At 41.9% G+C, this 19,670-nt stretch carries 9 protein-coding genes; 1 reads left to right on the top strand and 8 read right to left on the bottom strand.

Going from position 1 to position 19,670, the window contains the following annotated elements:
• Positions 1–2: 2 nt before the first annotated feature.
• From Q0R52_RS28750 to Q0R52_RS28735, 4 genes are all read right to left on the bottom strand, one after another.
• Positions 3–3,305 (bottom strand): VCBS repeat-containing protein, encoded by a 3,303-nt coding sequence (locus tag Q0R52_RS28750; RefSeq protein ID WP_295801939.1) that lies wholly within the window; start codon positions 3,303–3,305, stop codon positions 3–5.
• A 72-nt stretch (positions 3,306–3,377) separates the two neighbouring features.
• Positions 3,378–4,925, bottom strand: coding sequence for a RagB/SusD family nutrient uptake outer membrane protein (locus Q0R52_RS28745; RefSeq protein ID WP_252788887.1), 1,548 nt, complete (start codon positions 4,923–4,925; stop codon positions 3,378–3,380).
• Positions 4,926–4,935: 10 nt separating this feature from the next.
• Positions 4,936–7,845 carry a SusC/RagA family TonB-linked outer membrane protein gene (locus tag Q0R52_RS28740; protein WP_295801935.1) on the bottom strand — a complete coding sequence of 970 codons (2,910 nt, stop codon included), beginning with the start codon at positions 7,843–7,845 and terminating at the stop codon, positions 4,936–4,938.
• Positions 7,846–8,354: 509 nt separating this feature from the next.
• The gene (locus Q0R52_RS28735; protein WP_295801933.1) at positions 8,355–9,977 is read right to left on the bottom strand and encodes a DUF6377 domain-containing protein; all 1,623 of its coding nucleotides are present in this window, start codon (positions 9,975–9,977) and stop codon (positions 8,355–8,357) included.
• Between the two features lie 573 nt (positions 9,978–10,550).
• Between Q0R52_RS28735 and treA the strand changes: the two genes are divergently transcribed.
• The gene (gene treA, locus Q0R52_RS28730) at positions 10,551–12,125 is read left to right on the top strand and encodes an alpha,alpha-trehalase TreA (RefSeq protein ID WP_295801931.1); all 1,575 of its coding nucleotides are present in this window, start codon (positions 10,551–10,553) and stop codon (positions 12,123–12,125) included.
• 166 nt (positions 12,126–12,291) lie between these two features.
• Here treA and Q0R52_RS28725 read toward each other — a convergent pair whose 3' ends face one another.
• Genes Q0R52_RS28725 through Q0R52_RS28710 form a run of 4 tightly spaced genes read right to left on the bottom strand, consistent with a single transcriptional unit; the run spans position 12,292 to position 19,499 of the window.
• Positions 12,292–13,626 (bottom strand): c-type cytochrome domain-containing protein, encoded by a 1,335-nt coding sequence (locus Q0R52_RS28725; protein WP_295801929.1) that lies wholly within the window; start codon positions 13,624–13,626, stop codon positions 12,292–12,294.
• Positions 13,623–14,732, bottom strand: coding sequence for a hypothetical protein (locus Q0R52_RS28720; protein WP_295801926.1), 1,110 nt, complete (start codon positions 14,730–14,732; stop codon positions 13,623–13,625). The genes Q0R52_RS28725 and Q0R52_RS28720 overlap by 4 nt, the downstream gene beginning before the upstream one ends.
• A 13-nt stretch (positions 14,733–14,745) precedes the next feature.
• Positions 14,746–16,260 carry a DUF1501 domain-containing protein gene (locus Q0R52_RS28715; RefSeq protein ID WP_295801924.1) on the bottom strand — a complete coding sequence of 505 codons (1,515 nt, stop codon included), beginning with the start codon at positions 16,258–16,260 and terminating at the stop codon, positions 14,746–14,748.
• A 5-nt stretch (positions 16,261–16,265) separates the two neighbouring features.
• Positions 16,266–19,499 (bottom strand): DUF1553 domain-containing protein, encoded by a 3,234-nt coding sequence (locus Q0R52_RS28710; RefSeq protein WP_295801922.1) that lies wholly within the window; start codon positions 19,497–19,499, stop codon positions 16,266–16,268.
• Between the last annotated feature and the right edge of the window lie 171 nt (positions 19,500–19,670).

The raw sequence follows: 19,670 nt of genomic DNA, 5'->3' as shown, positions 1-19,670 counted from the left end.
GGCTATTTGTTAAGCTGAAAAGCCTTAAGCTTATCATCGTTTAACCCAAAAAGATACGTTTTGGCGCCTGCGCTATTTTTTATAACTAACGACGACCTAACCTGCCCTTTTATCATGATCCCGCTTTGCAATGGGTCGGCATACACAAATTGATTGTTGACATATTTATACATTAACCCATACCCTGCATCAAGCCTTCCAATCTCGGGTTTAAAATCGAAAAAGTTACCTGCCATTAGCAAAGTATTTTTGCCCGTGTGGTCAATGTCATCTGCCTGGATGGTGTTTATCGGCGCCAACTGGGCCCTCGCCGGTAACGGCTTACATACAAATTTACCTTTTCCGTTATTAAAAAAAACTGCCGATTGAAGGTATGTCATTTGATGCACTTCACAACTGTCGAGCATATCAGGTGTAAACACTTCCGTAAAGGGTTTGCCCGCATAATCAATGTAGTTAAGGAAGCGTTTTTTAAACAGGGGCATTTGCCCAACCAAATCCTGTTTCATGTTAAACGTGTACTCCACGTGGTCCGACTTATACATCGATGTAACACATTCCTTAGTGCCGTTATTATCAAAATCTTTTATATAAATTTTCATCGGTTCGGTAAACGAGGCCCTGAATTTACTGTTTGTCCCTAAGTTGCCTGCAATAATATCAGGTTTTCCGTCACCGTCAACATCCGCTACTTCCAGGCTGCTCCACCAGCCTTTGTAATTGTCTAATTGTTTGTCTTCCGTAAACTTACCGTTGTTATTCATGAATATTTTTATACCCATCCAATTACCAGTAACTACCAAATCGGCAAAGCCATCATTGTTCAAATCAATCCATTTGGCAGCTGTCACCATTCCCAGCCTGGTATCATTTCCGAATACCTTTGTGGATACATCGGTAAAATGTCCTTTCCCATCATTGTGAAACACATACGATTTGGGAAACGATCCATACAATCCAGGCACGCTCCGACCACCAATGAACAGATCCAGGCTGCCATCTTTATCATAATCACAAGCAGCAATTACTGATGCATTCACCGCAGCATGGATAGTTCTGGACTGGTCCCATTTTAAATGACCCTTGCCGTCGTTTTCATAAAACCTCGGGAAGTAAATAGGCGTGCCCGCTTCGTCGGCATTACCACCAACAGCAACAATTAAATCCTCATCGCCGTCGTTATCAAAGTCGCCAAATACGGCGCCTGCATTTTCAAGGTAATTTGCCTTTTCAAAATCTTCAGGCACATATTGCTTAAAGTGCCCGTTTTTTTGCTGGATGTAAATTGAGGCATGATTTCCTTTTGAGCCGCCAAAATAGAAGTCTTTTAAACCGTCGTTGTTTATATCGCCCGATGCCATATAAGGGTTCTCGACAGACAGCTTTTGAAGCATCAGTTTTTCGTTGTCAAAATCAACAAAGTCATCTTCAACGTGCCGCGGTATGCTGTCGAACAGGCTTTTTGCAGTTTCTTTGAAAATAGACTTTACGGGCTTTTTCTCAAAGTTGTACTTCAATAAAGCGCTTGCGATTTTAAACGTGTAGGCTTTGTTTACTTTAAGGCCTTTTACCACCTCATATTTGCCACCGGGCCAAATCACCTGCACCGAATCGACCGTTGTGTTATTGCCCAAACCAATTGTAATTAAATTCGGCGATGTGCAACTTTGGAAACCCCGCGTTGGCTGGTTATAATATATTTGTGAGGTGTTTTTATTAAATACTTTAATGGTGCTGCCAATTCCAAACCGGTTTAAGCCTTCGCCCTGTAGTTTTATTTGAATAAAGTGATGCAATGTCGCATTTGAATTGTTTTTGTAGATAAACGACGGTATATTTACGTTATTAATCACGAGGTCATTGTCGCCGTCATTGTCCAAATCTGCGTACGCCGCTCCATTACTGAACGATGGCGTGGCCAGGCCAAAATCCTCAGCTTTGTTTGAAAATGTGAGGTCCTGGTTATTTAAAAACGCATAGTTTGACAAGGGCGTCGATGTCATCCTTTTGGTAAAATCCGCAAAGTCAAACTTCTTTTTATCCCTAACCTTATTCATATTGTCTTTGTTCGACAGGAACTCGATATAATCCTGGTCAGTTAGGTCCTTGTAAATGCCGTTGCATACAAAAATATCTTTCCATCCATCATTATTCATATCAAACATCAATGCGCCCCAGCTCCAGTCGGTAGCTGCTATGCCACTGTGAAAGGCAATTTCCGAAAAAGTGTTGTCCCCATTATTAAGCTGCAGGCAATTCTGGGTGTACTGGTTAAAGTAGCCGTCGCGCTGTTTCAATTTTTGTTCGTCGTACGATTCGAAGGCCGTCATCTTTTTAAGCCGTTTATCGCCTTCGGGCAGCATTTCGGTTGTGAAGATGTCATACTGGCCATCGTTGTTGATATCGGCTATGTCCGACCCCATCGAGGCCAGGCTAAGGTGCCCTGCTTCGTCCTGTATCTCTTCCTTAAATGTCCCGTTCTTTTGGTTGATATATAAGTAATCACGTTCAAAGAAATCGTTCGAAACATAAATATCCGGGTAGCCATCCTGGTTAATATCAACCACCGACACACCAAGGCCAAAACCTATATCGCTTGAGTATATGCCTGCTTCTTTAGTAACATTTGTAAAATGGCCATTGTCATTCCGGTAAAGGCGTGCGCCTCCTAATTTGTCAATTACCGTTCTCAGGTTTTTTGTAAAATCAAACGTAGCAATAGGCCTGAATGAATTGTTGAGTACAAAACAATCCAGGTCGCCGTCGTTGTCATAGTCAAAAAATATGGCCTGGGTCGATAGTCCATAGTCGGCCAGGCCATATTTTTCAGCTTCTTCTTTAAACGTGCCATCGTGCTGGTTGATAAACAATTCGTTACCGCGCGATTTGTCGGGACCGTTGCCGCTGTGGCAAACGTAAATATCGAGCCAGCCGTCGCCATTTATATCAACCATGGTTGCGCCTGTACTCCAGTATTTTGTGCCTTTTACACCAGCCTTTTCGGTAACGTCATCAAACTTCCAGTTGCCTTTGTTGATATAAAGTTTGTTACTGCCCAGGTTCGATGTCATAAACACATCGTTCAACCCATCGTTATTTAAATCGCCAATAGCAACGCCGCCGCCGTTATAGTAGTTTCTAAATACAAAAACGTTCGTACGCCCCTGGTCGTTAAGCTCATTGATAAAGTTTATGCCAATATCAGCATTGTTTTGCAAAGTGAATAAGGTTGGCTTTTTATTAGTATGGCATGAAAGTAAGGCAGCAAAAAGAATAATAAAAAACGGCAAATTTTTATTTGGCATAACCGGGGGGAAAAAACAAACGTAGCGAAATAAATTTCGCTACGCTCTCTTCAATCAACTTTTCTCAATATATTAATAACCAGTATTTTGCTTCAGGTTAGGGTTTGAATCCACAGCGCGTTGCGGGATAGGGTAAACCGTCCTGAACGCAGCGCTTTTTGTAGGCCGCTGGTCAACAGGATCATTGAATTTACCAAACCTGATTTGGTCATTTCTTCTCCAGCCTTCCCAATAAAGCTCCCGGCCTCTTTCGGCAAGCATGGCTGTGGCGTCAACAGCGGTTAAAGCTGAAGCTCCACGGTCTGTCCTTAAATCGTTTACAATTGCTAATGGTGTTTTACCCAATGGATCGGTGCCACCTCTCATAATAGCTTCTGCTTTCATTAACAACACATCGCTGTAGCGAAGCAACACATAGGCATTTGTAGCATTATCATCGTTTACTGATCCATCAGCGGCAGGGTGCGGTAGGTATTTAATAACCCTGATACCCTGTGCTTCAGTTGAATAGTTCAAATCAACTTTAGGAGTAAAAATCAGTGGCTGCCCACCCCGCTGTTTAAGCGCTACATTTCCAGGTCCATATTGCTGGCCTATAAGAAATCCTGTTTTCAATCCGTTCAAATCAGTCATACCCGGATAATTTCCACCAAGGCGTTCATCAGTTGGTTCAAAACTGCCATAAAAATCCGACAGCGTTGTAAACCCGTTCCAACTACTTGGGCTTTGGTTATAGTGCATTGTCATTCTCCACCTGTTGTGAGCATTAGCAGGCGCGTTTGTTGCTGTATTAACGCGGCCAAATATTATTTCATGACTCAAAGTTGTGTTATCCCACGAAAAATTTGTGAAATATTTACCGGGTGCGGTTAGCTGATAGTCGCCGCTGCTGATAACTTTATTTGAATATTCAATTACTTTGCTCATATCGGCAGGCGTAAATGTAAATGGCCCGCCAACCGCTGATGCTGTGTAAACTGCTTTGTTCAGGTAAACCTTAGCTAAAAGCGCATCGGCAGCAGCTTTGCCGGCATGGCCAATGTCAGCTGGTGTGGTAAGATTGGCTTCTGCAAACTCAAGGTCCTTAATAATAAAATCGGTAGCCGCGCTGCGGGTAAAAACTGAAGGGTTAGCATCCGATGCTCCAGCTGGATCTCTGAATGGCGCCTGGCCAAAAAGATCGACTACCTGGAACATAAAATATGCCCTTAAAAAGCTGGCTTCGGCTTTCACCTGGGTAGATACCCCTGAAGCTGTAATAACCTGTGTGGCGCGAAAAACACCTGTGTTTAATTCGTCCCACGTATCGCTGATCTGCTGGTGAAACTGGTCCCACGAGTGGGTGTGCAATTTACGCCACGTTCCAAAATCTCCCCAGTCTGTCCCGCGGGTGGGGCCCATCATTTCATCTGTTGGATGCTCCTGTAAGGCATACGTATTTGCCTGGTTTGTCTGTCCGTTCAGCTGGTTGTAAACCCCGGCAAGATCAGATACAGAACCATTCCCTGTCCTTACGGTTTTCGATCCGTAAACCGTTTCGTTCAGCTTTGTGCAACTCATGGATGTAATTAAAAGCACAGCCATGCATGTCGTTCCAATTTTTACTGTTAATTTTTTCATATCTATATTTTTAAAATCCAGCGTTTATCCCAAATGTAATTGTCCTTGCTTTCGGATAGCCTGTGTAATCTATCCCTCTCGATGGAACACTGTTTATATCTTTGTTAACGTTAATTTCCGGGTCAAGTCCTTTATACGCTGTAAAGAGGGCCAAATTCTGACCACTTAACACAAATCGCAGCGATTTGATTGCTTTACCATTTTTCAAAGCCACTGTATAACCAAGCGTTGCGTTTGAAATACGTACGAAATCGCCTTTTTCAAGCCAGCGGGTCGAAACCTGTCCGGAGTTAAGTACGTTTTCGTTAGTAAAGGCAACATCAGAAGTCACGTTGTGGCCTGTAAGCAAACTGCCCCTGTAGAAATATGCATTAGCAGTATTGTCGTATACATAAAAGCCTGTTACAGCATTTACAAACACGCTTAAGCTCCATGGCCCGTAGCTGAAATTATTTGTTAAGCTAGCCGTAAATTTAGGTAGCGCACTGCCTTGTAAAGTCTGGCCATCAATACCATTTGGATATTTTGCAAAACCTTGCTCGTCGAGGCCATCATATTGCGATACCTTAAAGGTAAACAGCGGATAACCGTTTTGTATTACCTGTGAATATGCGCCCGATAAACCCTGGCCGCTTATTGCACCGGTAATTACAACACGACTGGCAAAATTCTCTACGGTATTTTTAAGAAAGGTCATATTATAATTAATGTCCCAGTTAAATTTGGGGCCTTGCACAGCCGATATATTTAAACCGAACTCTAAACCTTTATTAATAACATTTCCCGGTAAGTTAATCCATTGGCTTGGTGCCGGTGCCGGTTGGGCAAATACGTTCAGGAACAACAGGTCTTTCGTGCTCTTATTAAAATAGTCAACCGTTCCTGTCACTCTTCCCTTTAAAATCGCGAAATCAATACCAGCTCCGTATTGGGTGGTAGTTTCCCATTTCAAATCGGGGTTGGGAGCATAAAGTTGGTTGCTACCACCTCCAAGTTGAGACTGGAATACGGAAAGCGACTGGTATGCCGGGAACTCCTGGTTACCGGTTTTACCATAGTTTAACCGTAAGCCTAAATCATCAAATATTCCTTTTGGCGCAAAGTCTTCATTCATTATCTTCCATTTAACAGCTAATGCCGGGAAGGTTGCGTATTTATGATTTACACCAAACTTGGATGAACCGTCTGTACGTACTGTTGCTGTAACCAAATATTTGTCTTTGTATGAATAAAATATCCTGCCATAGTATGATTGCAACTCAGATTTTGTGGAGTCGCCAAAAATAGGGAAGCGGGTTTTAAAATCGTTAAGGTTTTTTACAAGCACATTAGGTGTTGAAGTCTGAAACCTTACGTCATTAAAACCAAAATTCTTAAATACCTGGTACGAGTACCCACCCAAAACGGTTAATTGACTATTGTCGGACCATTTTTTATCATAGGTTAGCGTATGTTCGACAATTTGGTTTGTAAGTTTAACCTGCTGTAAAGAAGCTTGCCCGATACCCGAAATAGATGGCGTGCTTTGGCCTCTTATGTTACCACCGCTGGTGTAACCAGGGATAAGCGGGTCGTAAAAGGTAGTCCTTTTTGATAAAGCATAATCATTACCAAAAGTACCACGGTAACTCAAATCTTTAGTTATCTTTATCGTTGCAGCTATATTCGCCAGGCTCCGGTTAACATTGTCGCGGTCGTCTGTCAGGTTAAGCATCGCAACGGGGTTGAGAGCGGTTCCATCGAAAAAATAAGTACCATCGGCATTTTTAATCGGGTAAGTTGGGTTTAAGCCAAGGGTTGCACCAATTAAACTTCCGGTAAAACCCGCATTATTGGTAATAGGCGCAAACTGGTCTTTAACATTCGACTGCAAATAATTCAAGTCGAGTTTTACAACATCTTTAAACAAATATTGCGATGCATTGATGCGGCCTGTTAAACGTTTTAATCCCGAAGTTTTAACTACACCCTGCTGGTCATCATAACTAAAAGAGGCGCGATAGGTAAATTTATCCTTGGCTCCGCCAAATCCTAAAGTCGCGTTTTGTGAAACCGAACTGCGGAATATCTGGTCCTGGTAGTTTACGTTAGCGCCCTTGTTTATCGCATCAGCATTGGCGCCCGTAGCGGCAACTGCTTTTAAAAAGGTAGGGCCGTCCAACAGTTTATAGCGGCTTGCTGTTGAAGCAAAAGTGGTATTTTCAGAGAATTGAATTCCCTGGCCTTTTCTTCCTTTGCGCGTAGTTATCAAAACTACACCGTTGGCGCCACGTGAACCATATATTGCCGAAGCAGATGCATCTTTTAATATGGAGATGTTCTCAATATCTGCAGGGTTTATAAACTCCAATGGATTCCTTGGCGAAGATGACCCGGCAACCATTGTAGGGCTGGAACCTGAATAAGAGTCGTTTGAAATCGGAACACCGTCAATTACATACAGCGGATCGTTACCAGCCCTGATTGAGCCGGTTCCCCGTATATTTATTGACGCACCGCTACCTGGTTCGCCGCTCGAAGGCGTTACTGTAACACCTGCTATACGGCCTGCCAGTAACTGGTCTGGCGTAGCTATCAGCCCCTTGTTAAAGTCTCTTGAGCCCAACGAGGCAACAGAGCCTGTCGCATCCTTAACTCTTTGGGTACCGTAACCTACCACTACCACTTCGTTTAATGTCCTGGTGTCGGCACTTAATTTTACATTGATTACAGATCTGCCATTAATTGCAACGGTTTGTGGAGAATAACCTGTGTAGCTAAATACCAGGGAAGTTACGCCGGCCGGTACAGAAACAGAATAATCGCCGTTGGTGTCGGTCAGGCCTCCGCCGGTTGGTCCTACTTTTACGGCAACGCCAATTAGTGTGGTGCCATCTTTGCTGTCAGTTACTTTACCTGTAATTACTTTGTTCTGAGCCAATAATGACTGAGTAAAAAAGCAAAAAACTGCAAAGAAGCTTAAACTGAGTAAACGTTTAAATTGCATAGTTTAAGTTGTTTAAATTGTTTGAAATTGGTTTTATATTCATTGGTTTTTAAGGTTCTATTAAAGATGCATCCACTGCCTGAAATTTCGCACAGGTTAATTAAATTCAGAATATTTTATCTAAACAAAAAACAATTAGCCTAAAATGACAATCCTCGAAAAAATTCGGTAAGCTTGGTTAAATTGGTCTTCACAAAAGCTGTAACTTTCGTATTACAATATTAGCGATTGTGGATTGGTAAAAATAGAGCAATCGCCGTTGCAGCGCGTCAAGAGGGAGGATTTTAACGATTTTATAATTTTATATAAAAAATTTAAACATTAATTAATTGATAATCAATTGATTAATGTTTAATATAGATCAAAAAATATAATCATTTTTTACCCTTTTATTGCCGTTAAAGCATGAATTATTAGCAAAAGGGAATACTTTTTTACCACTTTTAGGTTTGTTTGTCAAAATCAAACGCCTTAATAGCCATAATTTGTTTATCAAAATTTTCGTGGTCTATTGCCCTTGCTTTTATCCTCATTTTGTAAACGTAAATAGTATTTACAGAATATTCCAGTATTTTGGCGATAGTATCGTCGTCGTTAATCCCAATACGGATAAGGGCGTAAATTCTAAGGTCAGTATTCAATAACTCGTTTTCGTGCGGCCAGGATTGATCCTTTTTTTCAAAAAGCGAATTAAAGGCGAAGATAAAATTGGGAAATATTTTGATGAAAATATGGTCGAAACTGTAATACAGGGAAGCCCGTTCGTTTTTTATATCTATTTTATTGATGAGTTCATTTATATCTTCATACTTCTTCATAGATAGTTTTGTGCCTACCGTCATTTTTAGTTTCTCGAGCTTCAAGATGTAGCCTGATATCTCTTTAAAAAACTGCCCAATATACTCTTCCTTAATATTAGTATCTTCCAACAGCTTGTCGTTGATATATTCCAACTGAACATTTTTATCCTCGATAATCTTCTCTTTCGTTTTTACCTTATTAAGCTGGTTAAACATCAATACAAGGAAAATAACTACCAGGATTGCTAAGGAAGTAATGATTAACAGGTAAATAAGTATCTTATTTTTCTGATGTTCTGAGTTGTTTATCTCTTCAGCCGCAATCAACGGCAGTATCGATCCTATCTGTATTTTTCGCTGCCGCGCACCATAGAAATCCGCATCTGCTTTTGCCAGTTTTATGAACTGGTAGGCATCTTCAATGCTCCCCTGCTTGTATAAAAGCCCCGCCAGCGTGTAAAGGGCCACTGTTTCGCGGGTTGATGATCGTACATCAGCAATTGCTGATTCAATGGTCATATTCAACCCATCCTGTTGCTGGTCGCTTTTAATGTAAATTTCTCCCAGTGAACAGGCTACCATTGCCCGAAGGTGCATGGAAATCAGTGAACCTTGTCTTAAAAGTTTTTGAAAGGCATAGGCGCCCTGCTCAAACTCCCCTTCCTGCAACTTTTGCAGACCTATGTAATAGGTCTTAGCTGTAGCATTATCCACGCTAAAATAAATTGCGGAATCGAGATACCTGTTTCCCGTTTTAATGTATGAAGGGGTAAAATATTTATCATGGTTATAATAAGCCAGGTCGTAGTAGCTCCGCCCCATTAAAAAATAATACTCTGATTTTACAGAATCTTCCAGTTTATTAAAATCAACCTTGCCAAGCACCCTAAATGTTTCGTTAAACAATCCGGAGGAAAGTAAAATAAAACTTAATTTAACTTCACTATAATACTCTTTAGGTTTGTAGTTTATGCGCTTACTAATGTTAATCATTTTGTTAACATATACATAAGCAGAATCAAACTGGTATGATTTATATTCATCATACAGCCAGTTAGCCAAAGTAAACTGGGCCTGGTAATCATCTTTATTTATTTTACTTTCACTTTCTTTTAGCTTCTTAATGTGTAATTCCTTCTTTGACAGGTATTCATCTGATTTACCGAGCTCGGTTTTCAAAACTTTTAAAAGACTATCTGTTTTATCAGAACTATTGGCAAAACAGCTTACCGGGATAAAAAGTATAAGCAATAAAAAGGCTCTCATAAAAAACAATTGGGATTAATTGCAACATATTAAATATCTGCGATTATTCAATGAAAGATTTAACATTTATATTCGGCTATCCTTCCTATTTTAATAGACACCCGGATTAAAAAAAGTCAATTTGTTTAAAATATTAAACGATTGATAATCAGAATGTTTAACAGCGTTCCGGGTGTTCCAAATGTAAAAGTGGAACGCTTTGCCTCCATGTACCCTCTTCGCTATTCTGTCCAAAAGTGTTAATACCTTGCTTTTACAACTATTTGATTTGTAAATATTTATGAAAATAAAATTCAAAATTGTGTTAACACCGTTAATACCTTATTGTCCTTATGATAATAAGTGTGCGGAAGATTGAAAAAGCCAATATGTGATCGTGAACGCAATGAAAAACCACCTCTTGAACGTGGCGAAAAATCTTATACAATGCAGATTGCTGTATACTTGAAATTTCACTACTAACCATTTGAATTTAAGCCCAATGATATTAAAATATTTTTTAACTTACCACTTTGTTACCAGGCTATTCCTTGTTGCCTGCATTAATCCAATCTATTCAACCTCTTAAATACCATGGTATCGTTAAAAAAAACATTATTAGCTTTTTTATTTGCGTTTTCTTCAGTTGCAGCGTTTTCGCAAATCCAAACTCCACGGCAACTGTTCCCGGGCCTGTTTGAAGCAGTTCAGCTTTCTGATATATTTCCCGACAATAAAACTTTTGTTGATGCCAACCCACTTATTGAGCCTTCGCTAATAATTAAGTACTATAACAGCCAAAAAGACAAGCCCGGGTTCGACCTTAAAAAATTTATCCTGGCAAATTTCAATGTTCCCCTGGCCAACGGCGATGTTTTTAAAAGCGACGTATCTGCCGGCATACGCAAGCACATTGATACGCTGTGGCAGGTGCTTTATCGCAAACACGATACCGTATCAAAATACTCGTCATTAATCCCGCTTCCAAACGATTTTATAGTACCCGGCGGCCGTTTCAGGGAAACATATTACTGGGACTCGTACTTTACCATGCTTGGCCTGCAGGAAAGCCACAAAACCGTTATCGTAAAAAACATCATTAACAATTTCGCTTACATGATTGATAAGTTTGGCTTTATACCAAACGGAAACCGCACTTATTACCTTACACGTTCGCAGCCACCATTTTTTTCGATGATGCTGGATTTGCTGGCGAAAGATGAGGGCGAAAAAACGCTCGTTACCTATCAGCCCGAATTATTAAAAGAATATGAGTTCTGGATGAAAGGCGCCGAAACCCTTAAGCCCGGGCAGGCGTACCGCAACAGCGTAAGAATGGATGAAGGCGCAATTTTAAATCGCTATTGGGACGAGTCGGACAAGCCCCGCGAAGAATCATACAAAAAGGATATTGACGCGGCTAAAGAAACCACGCAAAAACCTGGCGATTTTTTCCGCAACATCCGGGCCGCGGCGGAGTCGGGCTGGGACTTCAGCACCCGCTGGATGGATACTACCGGTAAATTAAGCACCATAAAAACTACGGAGATAATCCCCGTCGACCTTAACTGCTTATTATATCATTTAGAAACTACTATAGCACAGTCATACCTATTACAAGGCAACGTTGGCAAACAACAGGTTTATCTTGCAAAAGCAGAGTCGCGCAAAAAAGCGATTCAAAAATATTGCTGGAGTGAGAAAGAAAGCTGGTTTATGGATTACAATTTTAAACTAAAGCACACCACCGCTTTCCGCACGCTGGCCGGCGTTTATCCTCTTGAGTTTAACCTTGCCGATGCCAAACAAGCGATAAAAGTAGCCGCCGGATTAAAGGCAGATTTTTTCAAACCGGGGGGCCTGGTTACCACAGGCAACCGTTCGGGTCAGCAATGGGATAGCCCAAATGCCTGGGCGCCTTTACAATATATGGCAATTGATGGCTTAAATAAATATAACCAAACCGGCCTTGCCCAGTCAATAGCTCAAAGCTGGATAGGCACGAATATGCGGGTGTTTGAAAGCACGGGCAAGCTGATGGAAAAATATAACGTCATCGACACCGACATAAAAGCCGGCGGCGGCGAATACCCGTTACAGGATGGCTTCGGATGGACCAACGGCGTATTACTTAACCTTGTAAATAAATACCATATAGATAATCAGTAGTCTGATTACCCTTTAAGAACCGTTCCGTGTAACGCTACGGTTGGGGATTTCCTGAATTAGGGCCAGGTATAAACATGTTATTTATTGATATTTTAAGAGGTGCAAAAACAATCCGATGATTTGTTTTTTAGCGTCATCGAATACAAATTTTTCATGTATCAAAAAATCAATTCACTTTCCTAACACCTGTACCCCAGGTATAAATTCTTTTAATAGCCGGGTTCTTTTTCAAATTAATAACAGCAGCATCCGTTATTTTTGTTTCATTTAAATTAACGGCCTCCAGGTGTTTTAATGCTATGAGGTTATTACTTACCTGGTCAGTTAATGGGTTTTTTTCGAGTCGCAATTTTTCAACATTTGTAAACAGTTTTAGAAACGAAAGGTCACCGTCAGTAAAGTTATTGCCAGATATATTGAGCCAGATAATATTTTTGGACAGTGGCATAACATCGTTCTTAAAATCCGCAGCTTTTATTACTGAACCGACCGGGAGTGTTATATCAAGCATCAGCGGTTTTCTCAGCATCACCCTTACCATCAACCCTTTTTTTCTTAACTGACCGATAAGCGATGTATCAGTAACCATGGGGATATCCGGATTAGTGACTTGTGCAGATACACGTTCATCTGCAGCCGGTAAAACAACTCCACCAATTCCCAGGTAGGTTGCCAGTTCCGGTATTATTATGTTTATATTTTTGAGCTCTGCAATTCTTTTGCCGCCAATAGCATTGCCATTTTCTATCCACCATTTTATAATTTTCACCTCGGATTTAGTAAGCGGCATTTTACCATCTTTAGGCATAAAATCCTTGTTATCAGGGTCAAGGGTTATCCGTTTATACAATTCACTTTCATTTAGTTTTCCCGGCGCTACTGCAGGTCCGCTTTTACCTCCTTTACGAAGAGTTTGCAGCGATTCAACAGATAAATTCCCTTTTAACTTTCCGTCGCGGTGGCATTGCGAGCATTTATTTTGCAGAATGGGCTGCACAACGTCTTCAAATATTATGGCGCTATCGACGCTGGTTGGCTTGTCACGTACCGTCCTTGTTAAGGTTTGCATAGTCAGATAATCGTTGCCATGAGTAAGGCTTGCGCCCTGGTGCCCACTATAGCTCATGAGCGCAACGAGGCCTACCAGAATAATAGAAAATAATTTACCCGGGATGAACGCCATTTTCCCCGAATGATCAGTTGCCATAAAATATAATATCCCCGAAATAATGGCAAGGGTGATACCTGAAAACTCATGATGCCTTAATACATTTTGATCGTAATCGCCTGATGTGGAGAGAATATATCCAAAAACACAGGCCAAAACAGCCGATATAAAACCCATTAGCAAGGCTACAGGCACAGCAGATTTTAAATTTTCATGCTTTTTTGAGTACGATAAAATATTAAAAACTGCGGCCAATAATATAAAGCCTATTGGCAAGTGCACAATAAGCGGATGCAAATGGCCCGAAAACGTGCTGATATTCAAAAAAATCATATACGCGTTAATTTTACCGGGGCTGTATGATAGGCATTCCACTGGCATACATACATATTTTTGTCTTCATCAACGCAAACATCATGACCATGATAAAAAACCGGGTTTACAGCTTGTAATGTTTGCTGTAAAACGCCATTTTTATAAACCGGCGTAGCACCTCCCGGATTTGATATCACTTTGTTATCCGCATCCAAAATTGTTACAAAACCCGAATAGTCAAAACGTTTTCCGGCTGCATCCTTCGACCAGCATACACCAGCATAAACATTTGGTCCATTGATAACTGCACGGCAAACGTACATACCAGGCATATCAATACGTTTAATAAATTTGCCATCAAGCGTAAATACCTTGAAACAATTTTCCTCGCGCGAAGTGCAGATCAGCGTTGGGTTATTTACGTCGCGGGTATCAACGGTTACGCCATGTGCATTAATCAAATTATGGTCTGTATTAGCATTGTGGTGCCCGCCAAAATGACGAATATATTGCCCTTTACTGTTGTAATGGATGATATAATCTGAGCCGTATCCATCAGCTACATAAATATCCCCATTAGGTGCTACAGCAGTTTCGGTTGGCTTAAATGGTTCATCATCTTTATAGATACCAATGGTACGGGGGTGGCCAATAGCAAATATCAGCTTACCATCAAGGGTGGTTTTTAATACCTGGCCCGACTGTCCGTACCCATTACCTGTTTTGTCTACAGCCCAGCCGCAGTCAGTAAGCAGTAGAAAATCTTCGCCCCCTTCTTTGCTGATGCTTAACCCGTGGCCACCCGGTAAAGCTGTTCCCCAGTAATCTATTAACTTTCCTGATTTATCAAAGATCAGGACGTTATTGTGTATGTGGTCGCCAAGCATAATAAGGCGGCCTTTGCTGTCCTGCACCATTTCGTGGCAGTTGGCCAGCGGCGTATTATTTACGCTGATTTTTGCCCAGTTCTTATCAGCCTTGTAAGTAAAGCCGCCTTGCCCTATAATTTGCTCGTCCGGCTGTTTGTCTTTATGTAAAATAGCAAAGCTTCGCGCAGGGGTAGATGCTACTGCTACAGATGCGATAGCAGAATTGCGAATAAAGTTTCTTCTCGAGTTATCCATGGTTTTTAAATTATCAGGTTAATATATTTTTAACAACTTTCCCTTCCACATCGGTAAGGCGGAAACGCCTGCCCTGGAATTTATACGTGAGCCGTTCATGATCAATACCCATCAGGTGCAACAGCGTAGCCTGAAAATCATGAACATGCACCGGATCTTTTACAATATTATAGCTAAAATCGTCGGTTTCGCCATAGGTTATACCGGGTTTAACACCTGCTCCTGCCATCCACATTGTAAAACAACGCGGATGGTGGTCGCGTCCGTAATCATTGGCTGTCAATTTGCCCTGGGAGTATACGGTACGGCCAAATTCGCCCCCCCAAATTACCAGGGTGTCCTCCAGCAGTCCACGTTGTTTTAAGTCTTTGATCAGGGCGGCAGTCGCCTGGTCGGTAGCTTTACACTGCTGAGCAATGCCTTTGGGTAAGCTGCTGTGCTGATCCCACCCCTGGTGGTACAGTTGAACAAACTTTACATCTTTTTCAAGCAGCTTGCGTGCCAGCAAACAATTGGCAGCATAAGTTCCCGGATCACGGCTATCAGGGCCATACATCTCAAAAATTTCATCTGGTTCACTAGCCGTACTCATTACTTCGGGCACTGATGTTTGCATCCGGTAAGCCATTTCGTATTGTGCTATTCTTGCATCAACCTCAGGATCGCCGTAGGCCCCATTTTGTAATTTATTAAGTTTTGAGAGGTAATCCAGCATTTCCTTCCGGTCGTTCCCATCGTAACCTTCAGGATTATTTAAAAACAACACCGGGTCTTTTCCCGAACCAAACTGCACCCCCTGGAATTTAGACGGAAGAAATCCATTACCCCACAATCTCGAATACAATGGCTGATCTTTTTGCCCGTTTTTAGAAACTAATACTATAAAGGTTGGCAAATTATTATTATCCGAACCTAAGCCGTAGCTTAACCACGAACCTATAGATGGCCGGCCGGGAAGCTGGTTACCTGTTTGAAAAAACGTAATTGCCGGATCGTGGTTGATCTGTTCTGAAAAAACTGACTTTACAATACACAGATCATCAACCACCTGTGCTGTATGCGGCATCAGCTCACTCATCCATGTTTGGCTTTGCCCATGCTGGTTAAACTTAAAAAACGATGGCACTACCGGCAGCGAACTTTGATTAGCGCTCATCCCGGTAAGCCGCTGTCCTTTTCGAACCGAATCGGGCAGGTTTTGCCCGGCCATGGTTGCCAGCTTAGGTTTGTAATCAAACAATTCAAACTGAGATGGCCCGCCGCTCATAAATAAATACACTACTCTTTTTGCCTTCGGGGCAAAATGAGGGATTGCCCTTAAAATATCCTGCTCGGTATCACCGGCACTACCGGCCATTGCTGTACCGGATTTGCCAAAAAGACTTTTACCAAATAACGACCCTACAGCTATTGCCCCCAAGCCCATCGCAGTTTTGGTTAAAAACTCGCGCCGTTCAAGCTTCTTATTTAGCTGCTCAAATTCAGGAGTATTGAGCCTAAACTCTTCATCGTGATGGTGATTTGACATAGTGTTTATCTTTTTGTAAGGGATGCATCAGAATTTAATATGGTACTGGCAACAACCGTGTTGGCGGTCACTAAAGCTGCATCCAATTTTTTATCAATTTTATATTGGCCGGTATTTAGCCAGCCCTTCTCCTTTTCAGGATACTTTTTAAATTTATCGGCCTCAACCTGCTGAAGCATTAGCAGCAGATCTACTTCTTTTGGTAAAGGCCTTTTTCCTGCAAGTTTTCTATACGTATCCGTTATGGCCTTTCGTTTATCGTTTATCCTGGTCATTTGCTCACCCAGCACCCTGGCGGCTTCAATAAAAGTTGGATCATTAAGCGTAACCAGGGCCTGTAGCGGGGTATTGGTTTTTTGCCGGCGCATGATACAATAGCTGCGGGATGGTGCATCAAAGGTTGAAAGGGTTGGATTGGGTACCGATCTTTTTAAAACAACATATAAACTGCGCCTGTAAACAGCCTGGCCGGTATCAGGAATGTAATGGGTGTTGTTTATTTCCCACATACCATCCGGTTGATAGGGTTTTACGCTTTTACCTCCGATCCGGGTATTTAATAGTCCACTTGCAAACAAAGCATTGTCCCGTATCATTTCCGCCGTCATCCGGTAAGCTGGTCCGTGGGACAGGAAACGATTCTCCGGGTCTTTTTCTATTACTTCTGACGCGCGTGAGTCCTGCCTGTAAGTAGCAGACATAACGATCATTTTGTTTAGCGCCTTAACATTCCAGCCCGACTCCATAAAAGTTACAGCCAACCAATCCAGCAGCTCCGGATGCGATGGCATTTCGCCCTGGTTACCAAAATCTTCGGCAGTTTTTACTATGCCAATACCAAAAAAGTTTTGCCAAAAACGATTTACAGCTACCCTCGCAGCCAAAGGATTATCAGGGTTGGTTACCCATTGCGCCAGTCCATACCTGTTTTTAGGCAAATTTGATGGATACGGTAATATAGCCTCAGGGGTATTGGGGAAAACTTGTTCGCCACGCATGTCATAATTACCCCTTTTAAGCAGGAACGATTTCTTGGGTTTTGGCATTTCCTGCATTACCATTAACTCCTCGATATTCTCTGTTGAATCTGACAAAGTGGTTCGCAATGTTTTTAATTTCTCTGCCTCTGCTTTTAAATCAGGATCGACGGCTGTTAAATAATAGCTTTTTAACACATCTACTTCAGCAGCTGACAGCGCAGACCTTTCTTTAGCCGCAATTTGGCTCCAACTTGCTTTTTGTGCCAGAATTTTGGCTTCAAACGGCGTTAATGTTCTGTTGTAAACAGTAATATCGTCAACTTTTCCGTCCTTAAAACCACGCCCCCGCTCCCAGGCGCCAATTTGCAACCCAGGTTGTGTTCCGCCAGTAAACAGGATATCTTTAGTCAACTGATCCATGGTGGTCTCCATTTTCATCTCGGCACCATCCTCATATAATTTAAATCCGGCAGCTTTCGATGAGCCATCGTAAGTTATGGTGAGCTGTATCCATTTCTCACGCGGAACATCATCAACGCTCACTTTTGTAATAGCATTTGACGGGCCCGTGTGGGCCATATTCAATTCAAGCTTATTATTTTTCAAATACAAATGGTATCCCTTGAAATTGTACAGGCGCTCGGCGGTGCCTTTATGAAGGATAATCCCCTCAGTAAGCTGTTTGGGGATATTCACCCAAATGCCGATGCTAAATGGTTCCGACTTCCTGAAAACACCCACTGGCTTTAAGTCAAGCCACGAATCGCCGCTCAAAAGCAACGCTTTGCCATCACCCCTATTTACAAACGATGGCGCCTCGCCCGCCTGACCGCCTTCGCGCTTCATAACACCAACATTCTTGTTATTGGTTGTGTTAACTAAATTATTATTAAAAGTATAATATGCCTGTAAGCAATCGCCAGGTATTTCGCCTGTAGTAAGTTTTTTGTAGCTCCCGCTATTTAGCCATTTTTCAAAAGTGGCGCCTACTTTATATCCTGTTTCAACTATAGCTTTCTGCTCATTCGAAATATTGTGATTTATGAACTGCAATATCTTCTCCTTCTCTTTGGTTGGCAGCATCAAAGTAGGTGTGGGTAGTGCATCGTCAAACGAAATTTGCCCGGCCTCTTTTACATTATTAAAAAAGCTGAATAACTGGTAATAATTTTTTTGAGTAATCGGGTCGAATTTATGATCATGGCATTTGGCACAACCTACAGACAAGCCCAGCACTGCATTACCAAAGGTATTAGTGCGGTCCATTACATATTCCGTCTGAAATTCCTCTTCAACAATACCGCCCTCCATATTTTGCGGGTGATTACGGTTAAAGGCAGTAGCAATAATCATATCGCGGGTCGGGTGGGGCATCAGGTCGCCGGCGAGTTGCCACTGCAGGAATTTATCATAAGGAAAATTGCTGTTAAAAGCTTTTATTACCCAATCGCGATAGGGTGACATATCCCTTAGCCTGTCAACGGTGTAACCGTGCGAATCAGCATAACGCGCAACATCCAGCCAATCTACAGCCATTCTTTCGCCATAGTACGGGGAATTCAACAAACGGTCAACCTGCTTTTCATAGGCATTTGCTGATTTGTCGTTTAAGAAACCATCTATTTCACTCAGCGTAGGCGGAAGACCGGTCAGATCCAGCGAAAGCCTCCTCAACAGCAATTCCTTATTTGCCTGCCCCGAAGGATGAAGGTTTTTTTGCTGAAGCTTAGCCAAAACAAAATTATCTATCGGGTTATTAATTGTCCAGCCTTTTTCATCAATGTCAGGAACATTAGGTTTTACCGGTTTTACAAAGGCCCAGTGCGGCTTATAAACAGCGCCATCCTTTATCCATTTTATCAAAATTGCTTTTTCAGTGGCCGTTAACGTATGGTGCGATTCAGGGGAAGGCATCCTGTACTTAGGGTCGTCAGAAAGAATACGGTGAGACAATTCGCTCCCCGCCAAATCTCCGGGGTTAATGGCTACCTTTCCTTTATCTTCCGGTAGTTCCGCATAAGCAAACTTTGCAATATCCAGCCGTAAACCGGCTTTTTGTTTTGCTTTATCAGGGCCATGGCATGCAAAACATTTGTCGGAAAGTATTGGCTTAACATCCGTATTATAATCCAATGATCCGGGCAGGGCATCATATGCCTGTTTTACATCGGGTGGCAGGTCAACAGATGGTGAATGAAAATAAATAAAAACCACTACTGCCAAGCCGGCACATAGCAATATTAAAATGAGTCTTCTCATTAAAAGAATTCCTTTAAGATTATGATTTTACTTTCCCCGATTCCTGGTTGGTTTATAAGTAGCCAATATACATCATATTCATATTTAATAAATAAGACTATCTATTTTATTGGGCTGACGGAGGCGGAACCCTGGTGCCCCATGCCTTATTCGGTTTGCCACCCATGATAA

The sequence above is a fragment of the Mucilaginibacter sp. genome (assembly GCF_025359345.1).
Lineage (GTDB): Bacteria > Bacteroidota > Bacteroidia > Sphingobacteriales > Sphingobacteriaceae > Mucilaginibacter.
The sequence above is the reverse complement of the archived record's forward strand: the minus strand, read 5'-3'. Positions and strand labels throughout refer to the sequence as shown.

Coding starts and splice junctions, on each gene's coding strand:
- Q0R52_RS28735 (WP_295801933.1), bottom strand. CDS start 9,977: ATGAGAGCCTTTTTATTGCTTATACTTTTTATCCCGGTAAGCTGTTTT.
- Q0R52_RS28720 (WP_295801926.1), bottom strand. CDS start 14,732: ATGGATAACTCGAGAAGAAACTTTATTCGCAATTCTGCTATCGCATCT.
- Q0R52_RS28750 (WP_295801939.1), bottom strand. CDS start 3,305: ATGCCAAATAAAAATTTGCCGTTTTTTATTATTCTTTTTGCTGCCTTA.
- Q0R52_RS28710 (WP_295801922.1), bottom strand. CDS start 19,499: ATGAGAAGACTCATTTTAATATTGCTATGTGCCGGCTTGGCAGTAGTG.
- Q0R52_RS28745 (WP_252788887.1), bottom strand. CDS start 4,925: ATGAAAAAATTAACAGTAAAAATTGGAACGACATGCATGGCTGTGCTT.
- treA (WP_295801931.1), top strand. CDS start 10,551: ATGGTATCGTTAAAAAAAACATTATTAGCTTTTTTATTTGCGTTTTCT.
- Q0R52_RS28725 (WP_295801929.1), bottom strand. CDS start 13,626: ATGATTTTTTTGAATATCAGCACGTTTTCGGGCCATTTGCATCCGCTT.
- Q0R52_RS28715 (WP_295801924.1), bottom strand. CDS start 16,260: ATGTCAAATCACCATCACGATGAAGAGTTTAGGCTCAATACTCCTGAA.